Origin of the sequence: Actinoplanes sp. OR16 (genome assembly GCF_004001265.1) — a bacterium.
In the GTDB taxonomy this organism is placed as follows: Bacteria; Actinomycetota; Actinomycetes; order Mycobacteriales; family Micromonosporaceae; genus Actinoplanes.
Map to the genome: position 1 here is coordinate 2,716,147 of NZ_AP019371.1, position 21,338 is coordinate 2,737,484.

The window sequence follows — 21,338 nt, forward strand, 5'->3', positions numbered from 1 at the left end:
CCCGTGGCGCACCACACCTGCGGCCACCTTCCGCCGGCTCACGCCGCCGCCTTCACCGGCGTGCCCTCGCGCCTCCTCAACACCCCGCCCCGAAGCGACAGAAGTCCCGCGCCGCCAGCGCGCGGTGGGTGTGGTCAGGTGGTGATCGTCAGGGATTCGAGGGTTACGCCGGGGGCCTGTTCGACAAGGATCGGGGACCAGGAGCCGGCTGTTCCCTGACCGCGCAGGTGACAGTCGCGGATCACGGTGTCCCGGTAGTCGAGGACGGTGACGGCGCCGTCTATCTCACTGCGGCCCCAGCCCGCGACCCGGACCGCGTAGAGGGGCCCCGACCAGGAGACGTCCACGTCGGAGATCTCGATCCGGGAGCCGATGTCGGGGGACTTCACGAATCGGTCCGTGTTGTCGCCGGGCAGCAGCCGGAAACCCATCTCGACGTTCGTCAGGACGGCGCCTGCCACCCGTACGTCATGGACCGAACTCAGGTAGAAACCCTCGACCGCGTCGAACACCATCAAGCCCGAAATATCCAGATTGTGAGGGTGATAGGTGGGGCCGACCAGCGTCGAGACGTCATCGCCCACCGCACCCCAATGCACGGCCAGGCCGGTATAACCCCCGGTCACCGTCACATCCCGCATGATCACGTCGCGGACGGCGCCCATCACGCCGACGGCGTTCGCGGTACGCAGGGCGCCGTGATCGACCCGGAGCCGGTGGACCTCGACGCCGGAGATCCAGTCGGGGGGCGAGGCGTACAGGTACTCGCCGATGGTCAGGCCTGTTCCACGATCGCCGCCGTGTTCGCCCGGGTCGGACGGGGCCGGGCGCAGACCGAGGTCGCTGATCGAGACGTCCGAGCCGAGGACGTGCAGGACCGGGTGGCCGGTGCGTTCGACGACCGCCAGCCAGGTGTCGGCGTCGCCGGTGATGGTCCATCCACCGGGCACTCGCAGGCCGTCGGCAAGCTCGTGGGTGCCCGGTGGGAGCTCCAGCTTTCCTGGCGTACCGGAAAGGATCTCCTGCAGGATGCGGTGGTTCTCGGCCGGATCGGCGCCCAGGTTCATCGGAGCCGCCAGGCCGATGTCGGTTGCGGTCGGGCCGCGCCGATCAGGACCGGGCTGTCGACCGGGCCGGGCAGGCGGATCTCGTCGCCGGTCACCACGACGTCGATCGGGGTGCCGGTCAGTACGTCGGCGGCCATCACCCCGGAGAGCGGCCCGGGCCGGACCGGCATCGCGCGGTACGCGACCCGGCGCGCGGCACGGGCGGCCTTGAACGCGGCACGGGCAGGGCGGCGCCGGGTGAGCTTGTTCCGCGGGGTGAGCGGCAGCGGCGGAGCGGCCGGCACCGGGCTGGTGACCAGGTGGTGAGTCGCGTCGGCGCCGGGTTGCAGGACGGCGAAGTCGCAGCCGGTGGAGCCCTCGGCGAGCGAGACCGGTGCGGGCGACGACGACTCGCGGACGGCGATGCTGTTGAAGCGCAGCCCCACGACCGGGCGGGTGGAGAGCCGGCCGGTCGCCCAGGACGGCGGCGGCGTCTCACCGAGTTCGACCAGGAGCAGGCCGTCGGCGTCGAGTTCGCCCTCGGCCAGGTCGAACGCGAGGACCGCCTCGGCACTGGCGGCCCCCCGCCAGCCCTGACGGCGGGCCAGCACGGCGCCGCCCCGGATCGTGCCCTGCGCGCGGAGGACGACCAGCCGCGGGAGCTCGGGTGTGGTGCGGGACGGGCGGACACGGTCGGCCCACCAGCGGGTGCTGACCTCGTCGAGTCCGATCGAGACGGTCACGCGTACCGGGCCGCCGGTGCCGGCGACCTTCACCGCGACCGCGCCGAAGTCACCGGTGATCCGGCCGATGATGCCGCGGCCGCGGACCATCTGGTCGACGATCGTCACCGACGGGTGCATGCCGGTGGTGAGTTCCATCGGCAGTGAGGCCGGCACCGACGGCTCGTCGAAGTCGGTGCGGAACCAGGCGCCCACTGTCACAGCGGCGTCCTCGTCAGCATCGGCTCGCGCCGGTTCCACATCCGCTCGACCGTTTCGAACAGCGGGTCGGCGTCGCTCTCGATGTGCCGGAACGTCGCCCGAACCGCCTTGAGCAGCGTATTCGCCGGCCACACCTCCCACTGCGGGACGTGCGGGGTGACCACGTCGGCGCCGCTGCGGTACAGCCAGAGCCAGAGCCGGGCCCGCCGGACCTGCTCCTCGGTGACGAGCGAGGCCGAGGACGAAGACAGCGCCGTGATGCTCTCGTCGAGGGTCTTGAAGTACGCATCGGTCGAGTCGACGACCATCGACAGCCCGCACGAACTCCACTCCGACCAACCGGCCTGGATGACCGGGATCCCGTACGCCGGCAGCTCGTTGCTGACGCTGCCCCGCACGGTGACACCCAGGTCGGTGAGGCTCCACAGCGCGTTCTTGCTGATCGCCGCGCTCGGCTTGAAGACCAGGTGACGTGACGACCGGTGCTGCTTGGCGAGGTTGCCGAAGAAACCGCTGGAGTCGTAGAGCGCCTGACTCGGGTGGTCCAGGAACAGCCACTGGCAGTCGTCACGGGACGCGGCCCACGCGGCGGTGTCGGTGAACCAGTCGGCGAGGCTCGGGAAGAGTTCCCGGTTGGTGCCGAGGGCGTCGGAGACCGCGTGGTTGAAGACCGCGACGATCGGTTTCGCCGGGTCGAAGCCGAACCGCGCCGCCGTGTGGGTGCGCAGGACGGCCCGCTCGGCCGGGTTGTTCAGGTCGACCGAGGCGGCCGCGCCACCGCGCCACCAGCTCGGGCGGCCCAGGTTGACCTTGGCGCGCCAGGCGATCAGCTCGGTGGCGCGGCGCAGTTCCTCGCGGCGCGGCCAGAGCTTCGTCTCGAACACCTCGCCGATCTGCCGGGTGAGCTCCTCGCGGAACGTGCCGGTGTGCGTGTCGTGTTCGGGGAAGAGCGCGTACGCCTTCAGGCAACCGGTCTGCTGGGTGTGGATGACCGGGACCGCGGAGCGGCGGGCCACCTCGACGGCGAGTCCCCACTGGTCGTAGTCGACGTGGCTGGTGACCAGCGCGAGGACCGGACGCTTGAACTGTTCCTCGTAGAAGGACGCGAGCGCGTTGCCGTACCGCTGTCGTTCGGAAGGCGGCTGCGAGCGCAGTCGCGGCAGTTTCGCGAGGCGCGCGTCGGTCGCGGCGACATAGTCCGAGGTGTCGAAGGACGGCCGCGAGCCGGACGACTTGCGGACGAGATCCCAGACGTCGATCGTCTCGCTCGCGCCGTAGGCGGCGGCGAGTTCCCGGACCAGCGACACGTCGAAGCCCTGCCACAGGGTCTTCTGCCAGGCCTCCTCGACGCCGGTGAAGACGACGAGGCGAGCGGGGTGGATCCGCCGGATCGCGTTCGCCACCGCGAGGTTGCGCAGGGTGACCCGCAGGTCCTGGTGGAACGCCTCCACCAGGACGACCGCGTCGTCGGCGGCCGGTGGCAGGTTCTTCTGCCAGAAGACCTCAGCCGCTGTGAGGAAGTGTTTCCACTCCTGCTTGTTCGCCGTCAGCCACACGTCAGACCAGATCCCAGGTGAGCGGTGTTCCCTTGGCGGCGTCCGACTGGAAGACGCGCCCCAGCACGGTGCCGATGGCGTCCGGCTCGAGTCCACCGGTCGGGCGGATGGAGCGGACGTTCTCCTCGGTGACCCGTTCGCCGGCCACGACGTCCTTGACGACGTAGAGCGAGCGACGGAACCGGAGGCCCTCCTTCTCGGCCTCGGTCGGGCCGATGCTGGTGGTGCCGAGCGACTGCCAGGCCCGTTCCGATTCCACCACGAGAGCGGCGAGCTCGGCGGGTTCGAGGGAGAACGCCGAGTCCACGCCGCCGTCGGTCCGGCTCAGCGTGACGTGCTTCTCGATCAGGACGGCGCCGAGGGCGACCGCGGCGATGGGTACGCCGATGCCGAGTGTGTGATCGCTCAGCCCGATCGGGAGCCGCAGCGCCTCGGCGAGCACCGGGATGCGCCGCAGGTTCGTGTGCTCCGGCGGAGTCGGGTACGACGCGGTGCAGCTGAGCACGGTGATGTCGGTGGCGCCGGCGCTCTGGGCCGCGTCGACCGCCGCGGTGATCTCCTTGAGGTTCGCCATGCCGGTGGAGATGATGATCGGCTTACCGGTCGAGGCGGCGAGACGGATCAGCGGCAGGTCGGTGATCTCCGAGGACGCGATCTTGTACATCGGCGCGTCCAGCTTCTCCAGCAGGTCGACCGCGGTCGGGTCGAACGGGCTGGAGAAGGCGGCGATACCCCGTTCCCGGGCACGGTCGAAGATCGGCTCGTGCCAGTCCCACGGGGTGTGCGCACGGGTGTAGAGGTCGTAGAGGTACTCGCCGCCCCACAGCTCGTGTCCCTTGGACAGCTGGAAGCGCGGGTGCTTCACGTCCACGGTCAGCGTGTCCGCGGTGTACGTCTGGATCTTGATGGCGTCGGCTCCGGCATCGGCGGCGGCATCCACCAGCTGCAACGCCCGCTCGAGCGAACCGTTGTGGTTGCCCGACATCTCCGCGACGATGTACGGCTTCGAATTGCTCATTTCGCTCTCTCTGTCCAGACGACCGTCTTGGGGACCCCGTCGACGATCCGTTCATATCTGCGCGTCTCCCGGAACCCGAAGCGCCGGTGGAGCGCGAGCACCTGCTTGTTGTCGGCGAGCGTCTCGCCACCCAGGGTGGTGAGGCCCAGCGTGCCGAACGCGTACTCGACGGCCTCCTTCTCGAGACGCATCCAAGCGGGGAGCAGCTTGGGGCCGAGGCCTTCCACGTCGAGATAGAACGACCAGGTGTCGCCGTTGAAGATCACCACCCCGGCCGGTACGCCGTCCTCCTCCTCATAGATCAGGACGGTGCCGCTACGGGCCGCCCACCAGGCGGCGTGTTCGGCGGGCTGGATCTCGTGGGTGGTGAGGCTGACCGCTCGCACCGATGGGTGGTTGCGCCAGCCCAGTACGAGATCACGGTCGGAGTCACGGGCGGGACGAAGCACGCCGTCAACGTAGGGATGTGGTTCGGACGGGCTGTGGCGCTGAGGGGAGGTCCGGGGAAACCACAGGTGTCCGTTCGGTGGATCGGCGCCGCAGACCCGCCATCCGATAACCCGTGCGCAGCGCGGAGTACATCGCGTAGCTGTTCACGGCGACCAGCCGGTGCTTGATCCCGGAGGCGCCGGCCGGGGGCTGGTAACCCTCCGGGCGGTGCCGCCGGTACAGGTCGGCGATCCGGCGGAAGAACTGGCGGCGGCGGCTCGGGTGCACCCGGGAGTCGTTGCCGGCGACCACCAGCAGGTGACTGATCATCAAGGTGAACAGCCGGATTCGCAGCGCCGGGTCGACTCCCGCGCCGTCCAGCCAGGCGTACAGCCGGTCCCACTGCTCGAAGGCTTCGAAGTGGCGCTCGCTGCGGGTCGCGGTGATCGCGCCGAACCGGCCGACCCGGTAGTGGTAGCAGACCCGGTCCAGCACCTCGACGCGTTCGGCGGCGAGCAGCACCGGGTTGCTGAACGGGACGTCCTCGTACCACCCGGCGGGGAATCGCAGGTCGTGCTTCGCCAGGAAGTCCAGCCGCATGATCCGGTTCCACGCGGTGTGCTGCACGCCGAGCAGCCGGTCCAGGGTGGCCGGGCCGCGTAGCAGTGGCGAGCTCGCGTCGGCCTGGAGCCGGCCGTTCTCGTGGACCCTCAGGTGGTCGATGAGCAGCACGTCCGGCTCGGTCTGGCGGAGCCTGTCCAGCACCGACCGCACCGCGCCGGAGGGCAGCCAGTCGTCGCTGTCCACGAACCAGACGTACTTCCCGCGCGCCTCGGCGAGGCCGGCGTTGCGGGCGAGGCCGAGGCCGACGTTGGCGCTCAGGTGAACCACCCGCAGATCGCCGTGACGTGCGGCGTACCCGTCCAGCATGGCCCCGCACGAATCCGGCGAGGCGTCATCGACCGCGATGACCTCGACCTGCGCGTTCTCCTCGGCGGTGAGCCCGGCACGAATCGACTCGAGGCACTGGTACAGGTAGCCCTCGACCGCGTAGACCGGCACTACGACGGTCAGTAGAACGTCCATGTGGCCAAATTTCGACCCCCCGAATGAAGTAAAGGGGAACGTGAGCTTTCAGGGATCTACGTCACAGGCAATTCTCACGGTCCAGAAGGAGAACGGAAGAGGAGGTCGCTCATCGCCTCGGACGTCAGCGGCTCGGCGAAGTAGTAGCCCTGGCCGAGTTCGCAGTTCCCGCCGGCCAGTTCGCTCAGCTGCCCGGCGTCCTCGATGCCCTCGGCGATGGTGGACAGTCGCAGCGCCTGTCCGAGCTGGATGATCCCGTGGGTGAGCGCCGCCGCGGCCGGTTCGTCGCCGACGTCGTCGACGAACGACTTGTCGATCTTGATGATGTCGACGGGGAACCGCCGCAGGTAGGCGAGGGACGAGTACCCGGTGCCGAAGTCGTCGATGGCCAGCCGGATGCCGAGCGCCTTCATCGCGTGCAGCCGGTTCAGCGTCTCCGGGCGGTGATCCACGATCAGCGACTCGGTCAGCTCGATCACCAGGCAGTGCGGCGGCAGGCCGCTCTCTTCGAGCGCCGAGCTCACCACGTCCGGCAGGTCGGCCCGGTCCAGCTGCACCGCGGAGAGGTTCACGCTGACCGTCAGCGGGGTCTGGTCGCCGCGCTGCGCGTTCCACCCGGCGGCCTGGCGGCACGCCTCGCGCAGCACCCACTCGCCGATCGGCACGATCATGCCGGTCTCCTCGGCGAGCGGGATGAAGTCCAGTGGCGGGATCATCCCGCGTTCCGGGTGCTGCCAGCGGACCAGCGCCTCCAGCCCGGAGATCTCGCCGGTCGCCAGCCGCACGATCGGCTGGAAACGCACCTGGAACTCGTGCCGCAGCACGGCCCGGCGCAGGTCGGCCTCCATCTCCAGGTGCTTCTGGAACGACTCGCGCATGGCCGGGTCGAAGACCGCGAACTGATCCTTGCCCTGCTTCTTCGCCTCGAACATCGCCAGGTCGGCGCGGACCAGCAGTTCCTGCGCGTCCTCGGAGCCGCCCTCGCCGAAGGCGACCCCGATGCTGCAGGTCACGAACGTCTCCCGGCCGTCCAGGTCGAACGGGTCCCGCATCGCCGCGATGATCCGCCGGGCCACCGGAACGGCCGCCTCCACGCCGGCGACGTCCGGCAGCAGCACGGCGAACTCGTCACCGCCGAGCCGGGCCGCGGTGTCGTCGGTGCGCAGGCATTCGCGGATCCGGTCGGCGACGGCGGCCAGCAGGCGGTCGCCGGCGTTCGGGCCGAGCGAGTCGTTGATGACCTTGAACCGGTCCAGGTCGATCAGGAGCGCGGCGGCGCCACCGGTACGGGCGGTGACGAGCGCGTTCTCGGTACGCGTCATGAACAGTGAGCGGCTGGCCATCCCGGTGAGCGCGTCGTGGTACGCCGCGTTCATCTCGCGCAGCGTCCGCGCGTCGGTGATCGCCAGGCTCACGTGCTCGGCGAACGCCTTGAGCACCTCCTGGGACGCCTTGTCCCACTCCCGGATCCGGGTGTAGGAGCCGACGAACATCGCGCCGACGACCACGCCGTTCTCGTGCACCGGAAGGGCCATCACGCTCTTCAGATGGGCACGGACGATTTCTGGTACGGCGATGGGCGAGTTCGCGTAGTCGTCGACCGCGACGAGTTCGTTCCCCATGATCGCGAGACCGGCGGCTCCCAGGGAGGCGACCGGCACCCGCTGCATCCGTACGACGGCCTCGTCCGGGACGCCGTGTGCCGCGATCAGGCTGGTCCGGCTCGGGTCGTCCGCGTCGAGCACGGTCAGCCCGGCCATCTCGACGTCCATCAGTTCGGCGGCCGACTCGGTGATCATCGCGAGCAGCCGGGGGAGCGGCTCGCGCCGGGCGATGGCCCGCTGCACCGTGCTGAGCTCGTCGAAGAGACGCTGGCGGCGCTGCAGCGAGTCGATCAGCCGGCCGTTCTCGGCGGCCTGCCGCCGCTCCGCCTCGACCAGCTGCAGGGCCTGAAGGCTCAGCTCCAGCACCTGCGCCATGCCGCGGAGCAGGCAGATCTCCTCGACCGTGAACGCCGCGGCGGCGCGCCGGCCGAGCACCAGGGCGCCGGGGGAGGCACCACCGATCGGGGCGTACGCCACCACGTAGGAATCGCCACCGATCTCGAGCGAGCAGCGCCGCCCGGCGGCCGCCTCGCTCACGGCATACGCGGGGACGGCGTCGGGGTCCAGCCCGACGACCGCTGCCACGCCACCGTCGACCATCAGCACCGCGAGGTCGGCACCGAGCGCGCGGACCGCGCACTCCACGGCGGCGTGCTGCGCCGCGGCTTCGTCCGGCCGGTCGGCGACGACGGTGAGGAACTCCGTCAGTTGCTCTGTCGCTAGCACGTGGTTGCAGTCGGCGGCGCGCCCGCCCACTTGAGAGAAATCCGTGAGACGCGTGCCAACCTGGTCACGAACGGTCAGTGTCTCGATACGGGCAGTTGCGATGTTGACACTCCTGGGACTGAATGGAAGCCGTGGCCACGCCTGGGGACGAACCGCCGTACGCGCTGGCCTCCGGTCGCATCGGCGCGGCAGCCGTCGCCTTCTTCGGGCTGGCCGCCGCTGCCCCGGTGGTCACCCTGATCACTCTCGTCCCGGACGCGTTCGCGGCCGGCGCCGGGCAACTGCTGCCCTGGTCGTTCGCGGGGCTCGCGGTGGTGCTGCTGTTCTTCTGCTCCGGGTACGCGGCGATGGCCCGCCGGTCGCCGAGCGCCGGGGCGGCCTACACCCAGGTGGCCCGCGGCGTCGGCCGTCCCGCCGGTCTGACCGCGGCCTGGCTGGCGATCGCCGGCTACCAGGCGATCCAGTTCGGTCTCTACGCGCTGGCCGGCGCGGCGATCACGCCTCTGGCGCGGGCCGTCACCGACGTGGCCGTCCCGTGGTGGGCCGGCGCCGTCGTGTTCTGGGCCCTCGTCGCGCTACTCGGCACCATGCGGATCGAGGTGGCGGCCGGCGTGGTCGGCCTGCTCGCGGTCGCCGAGGCGGCGGTCCTCGTCGGGCTCGGCGCGAGCAACCTGCTGCAGCCGTCCGGCGGGCGGATCACCGAGGACTCGATACTGGTCGCGGACGTCGGCGCGGTGAGCCGGCCGGTGCTCGGCCTGCTGCTGGCGGCCGCGGTGCTGGCCTTCGCCGGATTCGAGAGCGCCGGCGTCTACGCCGAGGAGACGCTGCGGCCGCGGCGGACGGCGGGGCTCGGGGCGTACGGCGCAGTGGTCCTACTCGCCCTGCTCCTCGGCGGCCTGAGCTGGTCGATGATCGTCGCGGCCGGGCCGGAGCGGATCGCCGGAGTGGCCGGCGCCCGGCGGGGCGAGCTGCTCTACGACCTGGCCGGTGAGCGGCTGCTGCCCTGGGCGATGACGACCGGCCGGGCGATCCTGGTGGTCGGTGTGCTGGCCGGTGTGCTGGCGTTGCACCATGCGATGGCCCGTCAGCTGTACGCGATGGGTCGGGAAGGTGTGCTGCCGTCCGTGCTGTCGTCGACCGGTCGCCGCACCCGTGCGCCGCGCGCCGCCTCGGTGACCCAGACCCTGATCGCGGGGGCCGCGCTCGGCGGCGCCTACCTGGCCGGCGCCGACCCCGGCCCGGCGACCGCGCGCTGGATGATCCTCGGCGGCGCGCTCAGCATCCTGGTGCTGTGGCTGGTCACGTCGCTGGCCGCGCTGCTGCACCTCAATCGCGTGCCGGGTGACGAAGGTGCCTGGGGTCGCTTCGCCGCACCGGTTCTGTCCACTGTGTTCCTGGGCAGCCTGGCCTACCTGGCGTTCTCGGACCTGCCCGGGATCCTCGGGCTGCCGGCCGGATATCCCCTGGTCCGAGCCGTTCCGGCGGCGATCGGCGGCTGCCTCGTCCTGGGTCTCGCGCACGCTGCCGTGATCAGGGGGATCTGGCCGGAGCGCTATGCGGGGATCGGGTTGTGCGGCACGGCGGTGGTGATCACGCCGCAGAGTCCGGCCCCGCTGATCCCGAGGCAGCGCACGCCCGGCGCCCATCGGCCGGAACGGATCGACGGGTAGGTCAGCCGAAGAAGTCCTGCACCTGGGTCAGTGTCAGGTAACCCTGCTGTTCCAGCTCGCGGGGGATGGACGGCAGCGACTTCGCGGTCACCGGCACCTCGTCCGCGTCCCCGGGCGGCGCCGACGGCTCCGGGGTCGGCGGCAGGTCGGGCAGCGCCATCGCCTCGCGGATCACCTCGAACATGGTCCGTACCTCGGTGGTGGCCCGGCGTGCCAGCTCGTCCCGGTCGGCGCCGACCGGTGGCAGCTCGCAGGTGAAGTTCGCGCGCAGCAGGTCGTCCACCCGGCGGATGTCGGCGCTGGGACGCAGGTGGTCGAGCCGCCCCTCGGTGACGATGCCGAGCTCGCAGCCGCCCAGGCCGGAACCGTGCCACCACCGCTGCCAGCGCGGGTCGGCGTCGAGCGTCTGCACCGCGTGCTGGAGCGCGACCAGATAGTGCCGCGGTGCCAGGCCGTCCCGAGTTGCCGTCCCCAGCCGTGGGTGGAGCCAGAACTCGTCCATGTCTCGCATGGTGACAGGCCGGGAGGTCGAAGGGGGAAATTTCGGGCGCGCGCGTCGGAGTGGAGTGAACTACATAACGCACTTGTATAAGTAGCTGATATAAAAATGGCGTGGACATCCCGGCCGAGGACGCCGCTGTCGCGTCCGCTTTCGAGCGCCTGTACGCCGCCTTCCGGCGGATCACCCCGCGCGAGCAGCTCAGCCTCACCGCGGCGTCGACCCTGGCGCGCCTGGAGCGGCACGGCCCGCAGCGCCTCTGCGACCTGCACGCTCCCGAGGGCGTGACCCAGCCGGCGATGACCCAGCTGATCACCCGGCTGGAGCGGGACGGGCTGGCGTCGCGGGGCAGCGATCCGGCGGACGGCCGGGCCGTGCTGGTCAGCGTGACCGACGCCGGCCGGGAGGCGGTGGCCCGGCGGCGGGCGGCCCGGGCCACGGCGATCTCAGCGGTGCTGCGCAAGCTTCCCGAGGAGGACCGGGCCGTGATCACCGCGGCGCTGCCGGCCCTCGACCACGTGAGCGAGCTGCTTCCGTGAGCTACAAGTGGATCGCCCTGTCCAACACCACCCTGGGCAACCTGCTCGCCACGATCAACTCGTCGATCGTGCTGATCTCGCTGCCGGCGATCTTCAAGGGCATCGCGATCGACCCGCTGTCGCCCGCGAACGTCAGCTATCTGCTCTGGATGCTGATGGGATACATGCTGGTCACCGCGGTTCTGGTGGTCACGCTCGGCAGGCTGGGCGACATGTACGGCCGGGTGCGCATCTACAACGCCGGTTTCGCCATCTTCGCGGTCACCTCGATCATCCTGGCGATCGACCCGTTCACCGGCGGCGCCGGCGCGCTCTGGCTGATCGGCTGGCGGATCGTGCAGGCGATCGGCGGCGCGATGCTGATGGCGAACTCGGCGGCGATCATCACCGACGCGTTCCCGGCCGAGCAGCGGGGCATGGCGCTCGGCGTGAACATCGTGTCGGCGCTGGCCGGCTCGTTCATCGGCCTGGTCGTCGGCGGAGTGCTCGCCGAGTGGCATTGGCGCTCGGTGTTCTGGGTCAGCATCCCGCTGGCGGTCGCGGGGACGATCTGGGCCTACCGGTCGCTGCGCGAGACCGGCAGCCGGCGGCCCGCGCGGATCGACTGGTGGGGGAACGCGACGTTCGCGATCGGGCTCACCGCGGTGCTGGCCGGCATCACCTACGGGATCCAGCCGTACGGCGGGCACGCGCAGGGCTGGACCAATCCGTGGGTGCTGGCCGGGCTGATCGGCGGCGGGCTGACCCTGGTGGTGTTCGCGGTGATCGAGACCCGGGTGCCGGAGCCGATGTTCCCGCTCGGCCTCTTCCGGAACCTCGCCTTCACCGGCGGCAACCTCGCCAACCTGCTCGCCAGCGTGGCCCGCGGCGGACTGCAGTTCATGCTGATCATCTGGCTGCAGGGGATCTGGTTGCCGCTGCACGGGTATTCGTACGAGTCGACGCCGCTCTGGGCCGGCATCTACCTGGTGCCGATGACGATCGGGTTCCTCGCCGCCGGGCCGCTGTCCGGCGTGCTCTCCGACCGGTACGGGCCACGACTCTTCGCGGTCGTCGGCATGCTCGTGATGGCGTTGTCGTTCGCAGGGTTGATGCTGATACCGGGCGATTTCTCGTACCCGGTATTCGCGCTCTTGATCTTTGTGAACGGACTCGGTGGCGGACTGTTCGCCGCCCCGAACACCTCACTGCTGATGTCCGCGGTCCCGGCGGACATGCGCGGCGCCGCCTCCGGGATGCGCGCCACCTTCCAGAACGCCGGCCAGGTGCTCTCGATCGGCGTCTTCTTCTCGCTGATGGTGGCCGGGCTCGCCGACTCGCTGCCGAACAGCCTCGACACCGGCCTGACGGCGCAGGGCGTGCCCGCCGACGTCGCCGCCTCGGCCGCCTCGATCCCGCCGGTCGGCACGCTGTTCGCGGCGTTCCTCGGCTACAACCCGATCGCCGAGCTGCTCGGCCCGGACGTGCTCGGCGCGCTGCCCCCGGCGAACGCCGACCGCCTGACCGGGCTCGAATTCTTCCCGCAGCTGATCGCTGGACCGTTCCACGACGGTCTCGTCGTCGTGTTCTGGCTGGCGATCGGGATGTCCGTGCTGGGAGCGCTGGCCTCGATGATCAGAACTCAGAGGGCCGCGTCCAGCAGCGCCGACGCCATCGCCCTGGCCAGCTCCGGAGCGCCCGCGCCGCGATCGAGCCGAGCCCCGGCCGTCGACCCGTCGTAGAGGATCATCAGCTGGGCGGCGAGCGCCTCCGGGTCGCGGGCGCCGGCCTTTCGGGCCAGGTCGGTGAAGAGTGACCGGGTCCAGGCGCGGGTGGCGTCCGCCTCCTCCTGGACGACGCTCGACGGGTGCCGCTCGGCGCTCGCGTTGTAGAACGCGCACCCGCGGAAGCCGGTCTGCCGGGCGGTGTCGGCCAGCGAGTCGAAGACGCCGAGCAGCCGGTCGCGCGGATCGTCGAAGCGATCGAGACTGCGGGTGATCCGGTCTCGCCGCTCCTCGTGCCGGCGCTGCAGATAGGCGCGGACCAGCTCGTCCTTGCTGCCGAACGTCGAGTAGAGCGACGCCTTCGCCACTCCCGCGTGCTCGATCACCCGGTCGATGCCGACCGTGTGCACGCCCTCCGCATAGAACAGCTCGTCGGCGGCGTCGAGCAGGCGCTCGCGGGCCGATCGACGGGGTGAGGTGACGGACATGGTTTGACGATAGCAGACAGATCTGTCTAGTCTCGGCGTGCTGCTAGACAGACCTGTCTGTTCAATGGGGGGAAGTCATGACGCTGCTGATGGAGAAGCAATCCCAGCGCCTCAAACATCCGGCGGCCTTCGTCGCGGTCGCGGCGATCCTGCTGACCTTCGCGGCGGCGGCCGCCGTGCCGTCCCCGCTCTACGTCGTCTATCAGCAGCTCTGGGGCTTCTCCGCGGCGACACTGACGGTGATCTTCGCGGTCTACGTGGCAGCGCTGATCCTCGCGCTGCTGATGCTCGGCGCCCTGTCCGACCACGTGGGCCGCCGGCCGGTGCTGGCCGGGGCGGTCGCGCTGGAGGCGGTGGCCCTGCTGCTCTTCGTCCTGGCCGGCGACGTCACCACGCTGATCGCGGCCCGGATCGTGCAGGGCGTGGCGACCGGCGCGGCGCTCAGCACGCTCGGCGCCACGCTCATCGACCTGAACCCGCGGCACGCTCCCGGCCGGGCCGGCCTGATCAGCGGCATCGCCCCGGTCGCCGGCCTCGGGGTCGGCGCGCTCGGCTCCGGCGTGCTGGTGGAGTACGCGCCGTTCCCGACCCACCTGATCTACGCGCTGCTGCTGGCCGGGATGGTCCTCGCGGCGATCGCGGTGGCGTTGCTGCCGGAGACGGCGGGCCGGCGTCCGGGCGGGGCGGCTTCGCTCGTACCGAAGCTCGGTGTCCCGGCCCGGCTGCGAGCCGACCTGCTCGCCCTCGTCCCGATCATCGTGGCGAGCTGGGCGCTCGGCGGCCTCTACATGTCGCTCGGCCCGTCGGTGGCGGCCGACTCGTTCGGCCTGCACGACCACCTCGTCGGCGGCCTGGTCGTCACGCTCGTCTGCGGCGCCGGCGCGGTGACCTCGTTCCTGCTGCGCCGGATGCCGACCCCCCGGGTGCTCGCGATCGCCGGCGCGGGTCTGGCGGCGGGTGGCGTGATCGGCGTCGGTGGCCTGGTCGTCGAGAGCCTGGCCCTGGCCGCCCTCGGCTCGATCGTCTCGGGCGTCGGGTTCGGCGCGGCGTCACTGGCGTCGTTCGGCACGCTGGCCCGGATCGCCGCGCCGCACGAGCGGGGTGAGCTGATGGCCGTGGCGCTGGTCGTCTCGTACGTGGCGTTCAGTCTCCCGGCCGTGATCGCCGGCGTGCTGGCCGGCCGGATCGGCCTGCACGAGACCGCGCTGGGATACGGCGGTGCGGTGGCGGTGCTGGGAGCGGTGGCCCTGATCGCTCAGCTGGCCCGACAAAAAGCGTGACCGCCCGGCGTGGACTCCCACCCCACGTCCGTTTCACCCCACAACATATGGGGTGAATCGGACACAAGGGGCGAACATGAGAAAGTTCTGGGCGGTCGCCACCACGGCCGCGCTGTGCGCCACCGGCGCTACCGCGACCGCGGCACGGGCCGAGGCCTACGGAGGCGGCGGGCGCACCGTGGCGGCGGCGATCACCTGGGGCCCCTGCACGGAGGCGTCGCTCAAGGCGCAGGGTGCCGAGTGCGGCATGCTCGCCGTCCCGATGGACCACGCCGAACCCGGCGGCCGGAAGATCCAGCTGGCCGTCTCGCGCATCAAGCACACCGTCCCGGAGGCGAAGTACCAGGGCGTCATCCTGGTCAACCCGGGTGGGCCGGGTGGCTCCGGCCGGAGCATGGCGACGCTCGGCGCGCACGTGCCGAAGGGTGCGGGGGCGGCGTACGACTGGATCGGCTTCGACCCGCGTGGCGTCGAGGCCAGCGTCCCGAAGCTGACCTGCGACAGCGACTACGCGGGGTACGACCGGCCGGCGTACGTGCCGGTGACCCCGGCGATCGAGAAGGCCTGGCACGCGAAGAGCACGGCGTACGCGGCGGCCTGCGCGAAGGCGGGCGGGGAACTGCTCGACCACATGCGCACCGAGGACACGGTCCGCGACATCGACGCGATCCGCGCCGCCCTGGGCGCTGAGAAGATCAACTTCTATGGGTTCTCCTACGGCACCTACCTGGGCCAGGTCTACGCCACGCTCTTCCCGCAGCGGGTGCGCCGGATGGTCCTGGACGGCGTCGTCGACCCGGGCCGGGTCTGGTACGAGTCGAACCTCGACCAGGACATCGCCTTCGACAAGGCGATCAAGATCTACTTCGCCTGGATCGCCAAGTACGACGCGATCTACCACCTCGGGAAGACCGCGAAGGACGTCGAGAAGCTCTACTACAAGCAGCTCGCCGCGCTGGCCGGGAAGCCGGCCGGCGGCGTGATCGGCCCGGCCGAACTCACCGACGTCTTCCTGCAGCCCGGCTACTACATCTTCGGCTGGGAGGAGACCGCGCAGGCGTTCGCGGCCTGGGTGAACTCCAAGGACCCGCTGCCGCTGAAGAAGGTCTACGACGAGAACCACCCGCAGGAACCGGGCGCCGACAACGGTTACGCGATCTACCTGGCCGTGCAGTGCACCGACAGCAAGTGGCCGTCCGACTGGCGCCGCTGGAAGAAGGACAACTGGCGGGTGCACAAGAAGGCGCCGTTCGAGACCTGGGGCAACGCCTGGTACAACGCGCCGTGCCGGCACTGGCCCGCCGAGCCGGGGCGCCCGATCAAGGTGAACGGCCTGAAGACCCCGCCGGTCCTGATGATCAGCGAGACGCTCGACGCCGCCACCCCGTTCTCCGGCGCTCTCGAGGCGCGCCGCCGCTTCCCGCGGGCCGCGCTCGTCGAGGGTGTCGGCGGAACCACGCACGCCGGTTCGCTCTTCGGCAACGCGTGCGTCGACGACACGATCGCCGACTACCTGGCGACCGGTGCGCTGCCGAAACGCGTCAAGGCGAACCGCTCCGACAAGGAGTGCGCGCCGATCGCGCAGCCCTCGCCGAACGCCGCGATCGCGGTGAACAGAAAGCGCCTGGAGTTGCTGATCAGACAATGAGCTATGCTCGTCCCCGCGAAGGGGAGTAGCTCCCAATGACGCGGTCGACACACTGACGCTCTCGGGCGTCCGGCCGCGCGGCCTTTCTTCAGGAAAGGCGAGCGAGACCTTCGACCAGGCCGTCACAATTGCGGCCGGGTCGAGGTCGCCCTGCGCCCGAAGCCCGGTCGCTGTCTACCGGGAGTTTCCGTGGAAGGTTTCCTCGCCGCACTGGGCATCAGCTTCGCGGTGATCTTCGTAGCCGAGCTGGGCGACAAGTCGCAGCTCATGGCGATGACGTTCGCCACCCGATTCAAGACCATTCCGGTGCTGATCGGCATCACCGTGGCGACCGCTGTCGTGCACCTGGTGTCGGTCGGCATCGGTTACGGCCTCGGCGCCGCCATCCCGACCGGCTGGATCTCGCTGGTCGCCGGCATCGCGTTCCTGGGCTTCGGCGCCTGGACGCTGCGCGGTGACACGCTCACCGACGACGAGAAGGGCAAGGCGGAACGCTCCACCGGCTCGGCGATCCTGGCTGTCGGCGGGGCGTTCTTCCTCGCCGAGCTCGGCGACAAGACCATGCTCGCGACGATCACGCTCGCCACCCAGCACGGCTGGTTCGGCGTGTGGGTCGGCTCGACGGTCGGCATGGTCGCCGCCGACGCGCTCGCCATCCTGGTCGGCCGGTACCTCGGCAAGCACCTGCCGGAGAAGGTGATCAAGTATGGCGCCGCCGCGCTCTTCGCTATCTTCGGCATCTGGCTGATCGCCGAGGGTGTGATCGAAGTCCGTTAGGCAGGTGTGTTGGCGTGACCCGATCCGTCGAGATGGCCCGGATCCAGCTGGTACGCGGCGAGCCCCGTGCCGCCGCGGAACTGCTGGGCCCGGTGCTCGCCGCGGAACCGGACGACGTCACCGCCCTGATCCTGATGACGCACGCGCAACTCGCGTTGAAGGCGCCCGGGCTCGCCGAGGAGGTGGCCCGGCGCGCGGTGCGCAACGCCCCGGGGTCGGCGGACGCGCTCGCCGCGCTCAGCCGGGTGCTCACCGCCCTGGATCAGCACGACGAGGCGATCGCCACGGCCCGGGAGGCGGTGCTGCGCCAGCCGGAGAATCCGTACCGGCACAACCGGCTGGCCTGGGCATTCCTCGAAGAGGGCGGACACCCGGTGGAGGCCGAGCACGCCGCCCGGGAGGCGGTGCGGCTCGGCCCGGACGAGGCGGACTTCCGGATCACCTACGCCATGGTGATGAAGCAGCTGAACCTGCGCGACCGGGCCCGGCAGGCGCTGCGGGACGCGCTGGCCCTGGAGCCGGACAACGCCGTCGCCCAACACGAGCTCGCCGCGATCGACGTGGTCCACCATCACCCGTTCGCCCTCGGCCGTCTCGCCCGGGGCGCATCAGGGCTGGTCGGCGCGCTGCGGGCGGACCCGAGCCAGCAGGCCAGCCGATTCCTGCTGGACGTCGCCCTGCGGCAGTTCCTGGTCTACACGGCGATCCTGCTGACGCTTCTCGCGTACCTCGGCTGGCGTCTCGCCGGTACCTCGACCGGTTCGGCCCGGGTGATCGCGGCGGCGGCGGCCCTCGCGCCGGCCGCCTACGCCGGCTTCTTCGTGGCCCGGCTCGACCCCGCCTTGCGCGGTTACCTGCGCGGACTGCTCGCGTCCGGCCGGCAGCGGGTCGCGATGATCGCGGCGGGGGTGGCGGTGGCGTTGCTGCTCTTCGCGATCGTGGCGCCGGCCGGCTGGCTCTCGGCGCTGCTCGGCACGGCGGCGGCGACCGGTTTCGGGGTCCGGCTGCTGACCGCGCCCGCCGACGAACCGGGCGAGTCCGGCCGCGGCCTCTCCACCAACTCGCTCTGGCTGATCGTCGGCGTCTGCGCGGCGGCGACGGTCGGCCTGGCGATCACCGACGCGGCCGACCCGGCCTGGCGGTTCGCGGCCTTCCTGGCAGCGCCGGCGGCAGCCCTGGCCTGTTTGCTGGTGATCCTCCGACGGAGACGTACGTCGCACTGATTCGTCTCAGTTGTTCCCCGCAGGGGCCGATGTTGACCGTGTGACCCCCATCCAGACCTCGTCCGAAGTCTCCCCGGCCGATGTGGGCGTGGCCCGCGCCGCGGCGCTCTTCGAGCACATGCAACCGGAACAGGCCGCCGCGATGCTCGAGCCGGTGCTGGCGAGCAACGCCGCCTCGGCGCCCGGCTGGATCCTGATGGCCCGGATCCGGCTGGCGATGGATCAGGCGGAGGCCGGCCTCGACGCCGCCAACCGGGCCGCCACGCTGGCGCCGGACGACCCGCGCCCGCTGGCGATCGCGAGCCGGGCGCTGACCCTGCTCGGCCGGCACGACGAGGCGATGTCGATGGCGTACCGCGCTGTCGTCGTGGAACCGAAGAACCCGCTCTGGCACGACCGGGTCGCCTGGGCGCTGCTCGCCGCCGACCGGCAGATCGCCGACGCGGAGCAGGCCGCCCGTACGGCGATCAGCCTCGACCCGAACGAGGCGCACTACTACTTCACCCACGGGGTGGCACTCGCCGCGCTCGGTCACGTCGACCAGGCCCGGCAGGCGCTCGGCACCTCGCTGCGGCTGGAACCCGGCAACCCGGTCGCGAAGCACCGGCTGGACATCCTGAACGGCGTGGCCGAGCCGGTCGTCGAGAGGAAGAAGCGCGGCTGGAAGCTGTTCGGCCGCAAGGACGACGCGCGGACCGGGCGGCCCGAGGAGCGCCACTAGGCTCGGGCGCATGACGGAACGGCGTGCGATCTTCAGTGGTTCGGTGTTCGAGGAGCGGTTCGGATACGCCCGGGCAGTGGTCGACGGCGACCGGGTGCACGTTTCCGGCACGACCGGTTTCGACTACGCCACGATGACCATCTCGGACGACGTGGCCGCGCAGGCCGAGCAGTGCCTGCAGACGATCGCCGCCGCGCTCGCCGAGGCCGGCGCCTCGATCGCCGACGTGGTCCGGGTCCGTTACCTGCTGCCGGACGGCGCCGACTTCGAGGCCTGCGCCCCGGTGCTCAGTCGCTGGTTCGGTGACGTCCGGCCGGCCGCCACGATGATGGTCGTGGGGCTGCTCGATCCGCGTATGAAGATCGAAATCGAGGCGGAGGCTCGGCTCCAAAAAGAATAATCCGGACATGCGATCATGCTTGCCCATCACCTTCTTGGTCATCGTGAGCGTTGCCGTCGCCACGCCCGCCGAGGCCGCTGACGAGCCCTCCGAGCCGGATGCCCGGTACGACTTCAACGGGCTGCCCACGTCAATCGTCGACGAGTCGGGGAACGGTCACAACCTGCGGATCCTCTCGGTCGGCGGGGGCGCGGTGCGTCCCGTCGCGCACGGGCCGGGGACCGCGCTGGCGTTCCCCGGCCGATGCACCGAGGACGTCTGCCCGCACGTGGTGTTGCAGAGTTCCACCTCGGCCGACCTGAACCCCGGCACCCGGGACATCGCGTTCGGCGCCGACGTGCTGCTCGCGCCGGGGCAGACCAGCCCGGGACAGAACGTGCTGCAGAAGGGCTACTCCCGGGCGAACAGCCAGTACAAACTCCAGATCGACGGTACGGCCGGCCGGCCCAGCTGCGTGCTGGTGGACGAGCGGCGGCCGACGATCCGGATCGCCCGCAGCACGGTCAGCACCGCTGACGGCCGCTGGCACCGGCTGCGATGCCAGCGCACCGGCGGGCGGCTGGAGATCTACGTGGACGACGTGCGGCACGCCTGGACGAACGTGCCGGAGACGCTGTCGGTCAGCAACGACCGGCCGCTGAGCATCGGGTCGAAGGGCGCCTATCGGGACAACGACCAGTTCAACGGGGTCCTCGACAACGTCTGGGTGGAGATCGGCTAGTTCGGCAGGCCTCATCTCGACAGGGCGGTCAGCAGCTCGGCGTCCGGGGTGTCGCCGGACAGCTCCCAGGCGAACAGGCCCGCCAGGGAGCGCTGCCGGGCGTACGCGACCTTCGCGGCGATCGTCTCCGGGGTGTCGTAGGACCACCACTGCGACCCGCACCGCGCGTACGCCTGCCCGCCCGCGGTCCCGGTCGGCGGGCAGCGGTCCACCAGCACGTGATAGTCCTCGATGCCGTCGCCGTACCTCCCCGGCGCCGGGCCGGTGGCGCTCGTCCCCGGCTCGGCGCCGTTCACCCCGGTCCAGCCCCGGCCGTAGAACCCGACCCCGATCAGCACCTTCGAGGCCGGTACGCCGAGGGCGAGCAACTCGGTGACGGTCGCCTCGGTGGTGGCGGCGGACCGGGGGATGCCGGGGTAGGTGGTCAGCGCCGAATGGGCGGCGGTCCGCTTGTCCTTCGACCCGGAACTGGCGCCGAAGTAGTCGTAGGTCATCGCACCGAGCCAGTCGGCGTACCGGGAAGCGCCCGCATAATCCGCGGCCCGCAGCTTCCCGACGTCGCCCGGCACCGCCGCGGAGATCAGCGCCTGGCTGCCGAGAGACGCGCGCAGCGCGGCGAGCAGCACGGTCAGCGCACCCGGACCACTGGAGTCGCAGACCTCACCGCAGGCGTTCGGGTACTCCCAGTCGACGTCCACGCCGTCGAAGAGACCGGCCCAGCGCGGATCGTTCAGCAGCGCGCGGCACGACTCGGCGAACCGTGCCGGGTTGCCGGCCGCCGCGGTGAAACCGGCCGAGCCGCTCCACCCGCCGAACGACCAGATGATCTTCAGGCCGGGGTGGGCTGCCTTGAGTTTGCGCAGCTGGCCGAAGCTGCCCTTGAGCGGCGACCCGGCCGTGTCGGCCACCCCGTCCACGCTGTCCGCTGCCGTCACCGGCTTCTCGAACGCCGCCCACCGGTCACCGACCGCACACCGGCCACCGTCGACCTTGCCGAACGCGTACTTCAGATGGGTGAGCCGGCCGACAGCGCCGCTGTCCTGGAGGTTCTTCACCCTGAAGCCGCGGCCGTAGACCCCCCACTCGGTGAAATACCCGGCCACGACCTGGGGGTTCTTCTCCGGTGGCTCGGGCTTGTCGGCACAGGCGGCGAGGAACAGGACGAGGACGAGAAGCACTGCGGACCGGGCGAACACCCGCCCGAAGCTAACCGCTGGAGAGCACGAGCCGCCCCTCAACCACCCGAACGTGTCGTTGGTG

Annotated in this window: 20 protein-coding genes; 10 read left to right on the top strand and 10 right to left on the bottom strand. The window is 70.9% G+C overall.

Annotated features, from left to right (window positions below; genetic code table 11):
- Positions 1 to 134: 134 nt before the first annotated feature.
- The 7 genes from EP757_RS12585 to EP757_RS12615 all read right to left on the bottom strand — a co-directional run bounded on the left by EP757_RS12585 (position 135) and on the right by EP757_RS12615 (position 8,409).
- Positions 135 to 1,067, bottom strand: a complete 933-nt coding sequence (locus tag EP757_RS12585) for a hypothetical protein (RefSeq protein ID WP_127545332.1) — start codon at positions 1,065 to 1,067, stop codon at positions 135 to 137.
- Positions 1,064 to 1,990, bottom strand: coding sequence for a hypothetical protein (locus tag EP757_RS12590; protein ID WP_127545335.1), 927 nt, complete (start codon positions 1,988 to 1,990; stop codon positions 1,064 to 1,066). Before EP757_RS12590 ends, EP757_RS12585 begins: the two co-directional genes overlap by 4 nt.
- Positions 1,987 to 3,546, bottom strand: coding sequence for a hypothetical protein (locus tag EP757_RS12595; RefSeq protein WP_127545338.1), 1,560 nt, complete (start codon positions 3,544 to 3,546; stop codon positions 1,987 to 1,989). The genes EP757_RS12590 and EP757_RS12595 overlap by 4 nt, the downstream gene beginning before the upstream one ends.
- Position 3,547: 1 nt before the next feature.
- Entirely contained in the window at positions 3,548 to 4,564 is a 1,017-nt protein-coding gene (gene pseI / locus EP757_RS12600; protein WP_127545341.1) for a pseudaminic acid synthase, read from the bottom strand.
- Entirely contained in the window at positions 4,561 to 5,013 is a 453-nt protein-coding gene (locus EP757_RS12605; RefSeq protein ID WP_127545344.1) for a GNAT family N-acetyltransferase, read from the bottom strand. Before EP757_RS12605 ends, pseI begins: the two co-directional genes overlap by 4 nt.
- A gap of 4 nt (positions 5,014 to 5,017) precedes the next feature.
- Entirely contained in the window at positions 5,018 to 6,079 is a 1,062-nt protein-coding gene (locus tag EP757_RS12610) for a glycosyltransferase (RefSeq protein WP_127545347.1), read from the bottom strand.
- 74 nt (positions 6,080 to 6,153) lie between these two features.
- Positions 6,154 to 8,409 carry a bifunctional diguanylate cyclase/phosphodiesterase gene (locus EP757_RS12615; RefSeq protein WP_232050479.1) on the bottom strand — a complete coding sequence of 752 codons (2,256 nt, stop codon included), beginning with the start codon at positions 8,407 to 8,409 and terminating at the stop codon, positions 6,154 to 6,156.
- A 131-nt stretch (positions 8,410 to 8,540) separates the two neighbouring features.
- Between EP757_RS12615 and EP757_RS12620 the strand changes: the two genes are divergently transcribed.
- Complete coding sequence (locus tag EP757_RS12620; protein WP_232050480.1) at positions 8,541 to 10,079, top strand: APC family permease; 1,539 nt, start codon at positions 8,541 to 8,543, stop codon at positions 10,077 to 10,079.
- A 1-nt stretch (position 10,080) separates the two neighbouring features.
- On the opposite strand, the gene EP757_RS12625 is transcribed toward EP757_RS12620, so the two are convergent.
- Positions 10,081 to 10,581 (bottom strand): hypothetical protein, encoded by a 501-nt coding sequence (locus EP757_RS12625; RefSeq protein WP_232050481.1) that lies wholly within the window; start codon positions 10,579 to 10,581, stop codon positions 10,081 to 10,083.
- A 110-nt stretch (positions 10,582 to 10,691) separates the two neighbouring features.
- On the opposite strand from EP757_RS12625, the gene EP757_RS12630 reads away from it, so the two are divergent.
- Both EP757_RS12630 and EP757_RS12635 read left to right on the top strand, forming a co-directional pair.
- On the top strand, positions 10,692 to 11,117 hold the full coding sequence (locus tag EP757_RS12630) for a MarR family winged helix-turn-helix transcriptional regulator (protein ID WP_127545359.1): 426 nt from the start codon (positions 10,692 to 10,694) through the stop codon (positions 11,115 to 11,117).
- Complete coding sequence (locus tag EP757_RS12635; protein ID WP_127545363.1) at positions 11,114 to 12,838, top strand: MFS transporter; 1,725 nt, start codon at positions 11,114 to 11,116, stop codon at positions 12,836 to 12,838. The genes EP757_RS12630 and EP757_RS12635 overlap by 4 nt, the downstream gene beginning before the upstream one ends.
- Here EP757_RS12635 and EP757_RS12640 read toward each other — a convergent pair.
- Complete coding sequence (locus tag EP757_RS12640; protein WP_127545367.1) at positions 12,739 to 13,308, bottom strand: TetR/AcrR family transcriptional regulator; 570 nt, start codon at positions 13,306 to 13,308, stop codon at positions 12,739 to 12,741. The two genes, EP757_RS12635 and EP757_RS12640, sit on opposite strands and share 100 nt — an antisense overlap.
- Positions 13,309 to 13,385: 77 nt before the next feature.
- On the opposite strand from EP757_RS12640, the gene EP757_RS12645 reads away from it, so the two are divergent.
- From EP757_RS12645 to EP757_RS12675, 7 genes are all read left to right on the top strand, one after another.
- Positions 13,386 to 14,588 (top strand): MFS transporter, encoded by a 1,203-nt coding sequence (locus tag EP757_RS12645; protein WP_127545369.1) that lies wholly within the window; start codon positions 13,386 to 13,388, stop codon positions 14,586 to 14,588.
- Between the two features lie 76 nt (positions 14,589 to 14,664).
- Positions 14,665 to 16,236 (top strand): alpha/beta hydrolase, encoded by a 1,572-nt coding sequence (locus tag EP757_RS12650; RefSeq protein ID WP_127545371.1) that lies wholly within the window; start codon positions 14,665 to 14,667, stop codon positions 16,234 to 16,236.
- A 189-nt stretch (positions 16,237 to 16,425) separates the two neighbouring features.
- Positions 16,426 to 17,013, top strand: coding sequence for a TMEM165/GDT1 family protein (locus EP757_RS12655; RefSeq protein ID WP_127545374.1), 588 nt, complete (start codon positions 16,426 to 16,428; stop codon positions 17,011 to 17,013).
- A 14-nt stretch (positions 17,014 to 17,027) separates the two neighbouring features.
- Positions 17,028 to 18,236: a UDP-N-acetylglucosamine-peptide N-acetylglucosaminyltransferase gene (locus EP757_RS12660; RefSeq protein ID WP_127545377.1), complete on the top strand. Its 1,209-nt coding sequence runs from the start codon at positions 17,028 to 17,030 to the stop codon at positions 18,234 to 18,236.
- 40 nt (positions 18,237 to 18,276) lie between these two features.
- Positions 18,277 to 18,957, top strand: coding sequence for a hypothetical protein (locus EP757_RS12665; RefSeq protein ID WP_127545380.1), 681 nt, complete (start codon positions 18,277 to 18,279; stop codon positions 18,955 to 18,957).
- Between the two features lie 10 nt (positions 18,958 to 18,967).
- On the top strand, positions 18,968 to 19,357 hold the full coding sequence (locus EP757_RS12670) for a RidA family protein (RefSeq protein ID WP_127545383.1): 390 nt from the start codon (positions 18,968 to 18,970) through the stop codon (positions 19,355 to 19,357).
- Between the two features lie 43 nt (positions 19,358 to 19,400).
- Positions 19,401 to 20,078, top strand: coding sequence for a LamG-like jellyroll fold domain-containing protein (locus tag EP757_RS12675; protein WP_232050482.1), 678 nt, complete (start codon positions 19,401 to 19,403; stop codon positions 20,076 to 20,078).
- Positions 20,079 to 20,089: 11 nt separating this feature from the next.
- On the opposite strand, the gene EP757_RS12680 is transcribed toward EP757_RS12675, so the two are convergent.
- Entirely contained in the window at positions 20,090 to 21,274 is a 1,185-nt protein-coding gene (locus tag EP757_RS12680; RefSeq protein WP_127545389.1) for a glycoside hydrolase family 18 protein, read from the bottom strand.
- Positions 21,275 to 21,338 lie beyond the last annotated feature (64 nt).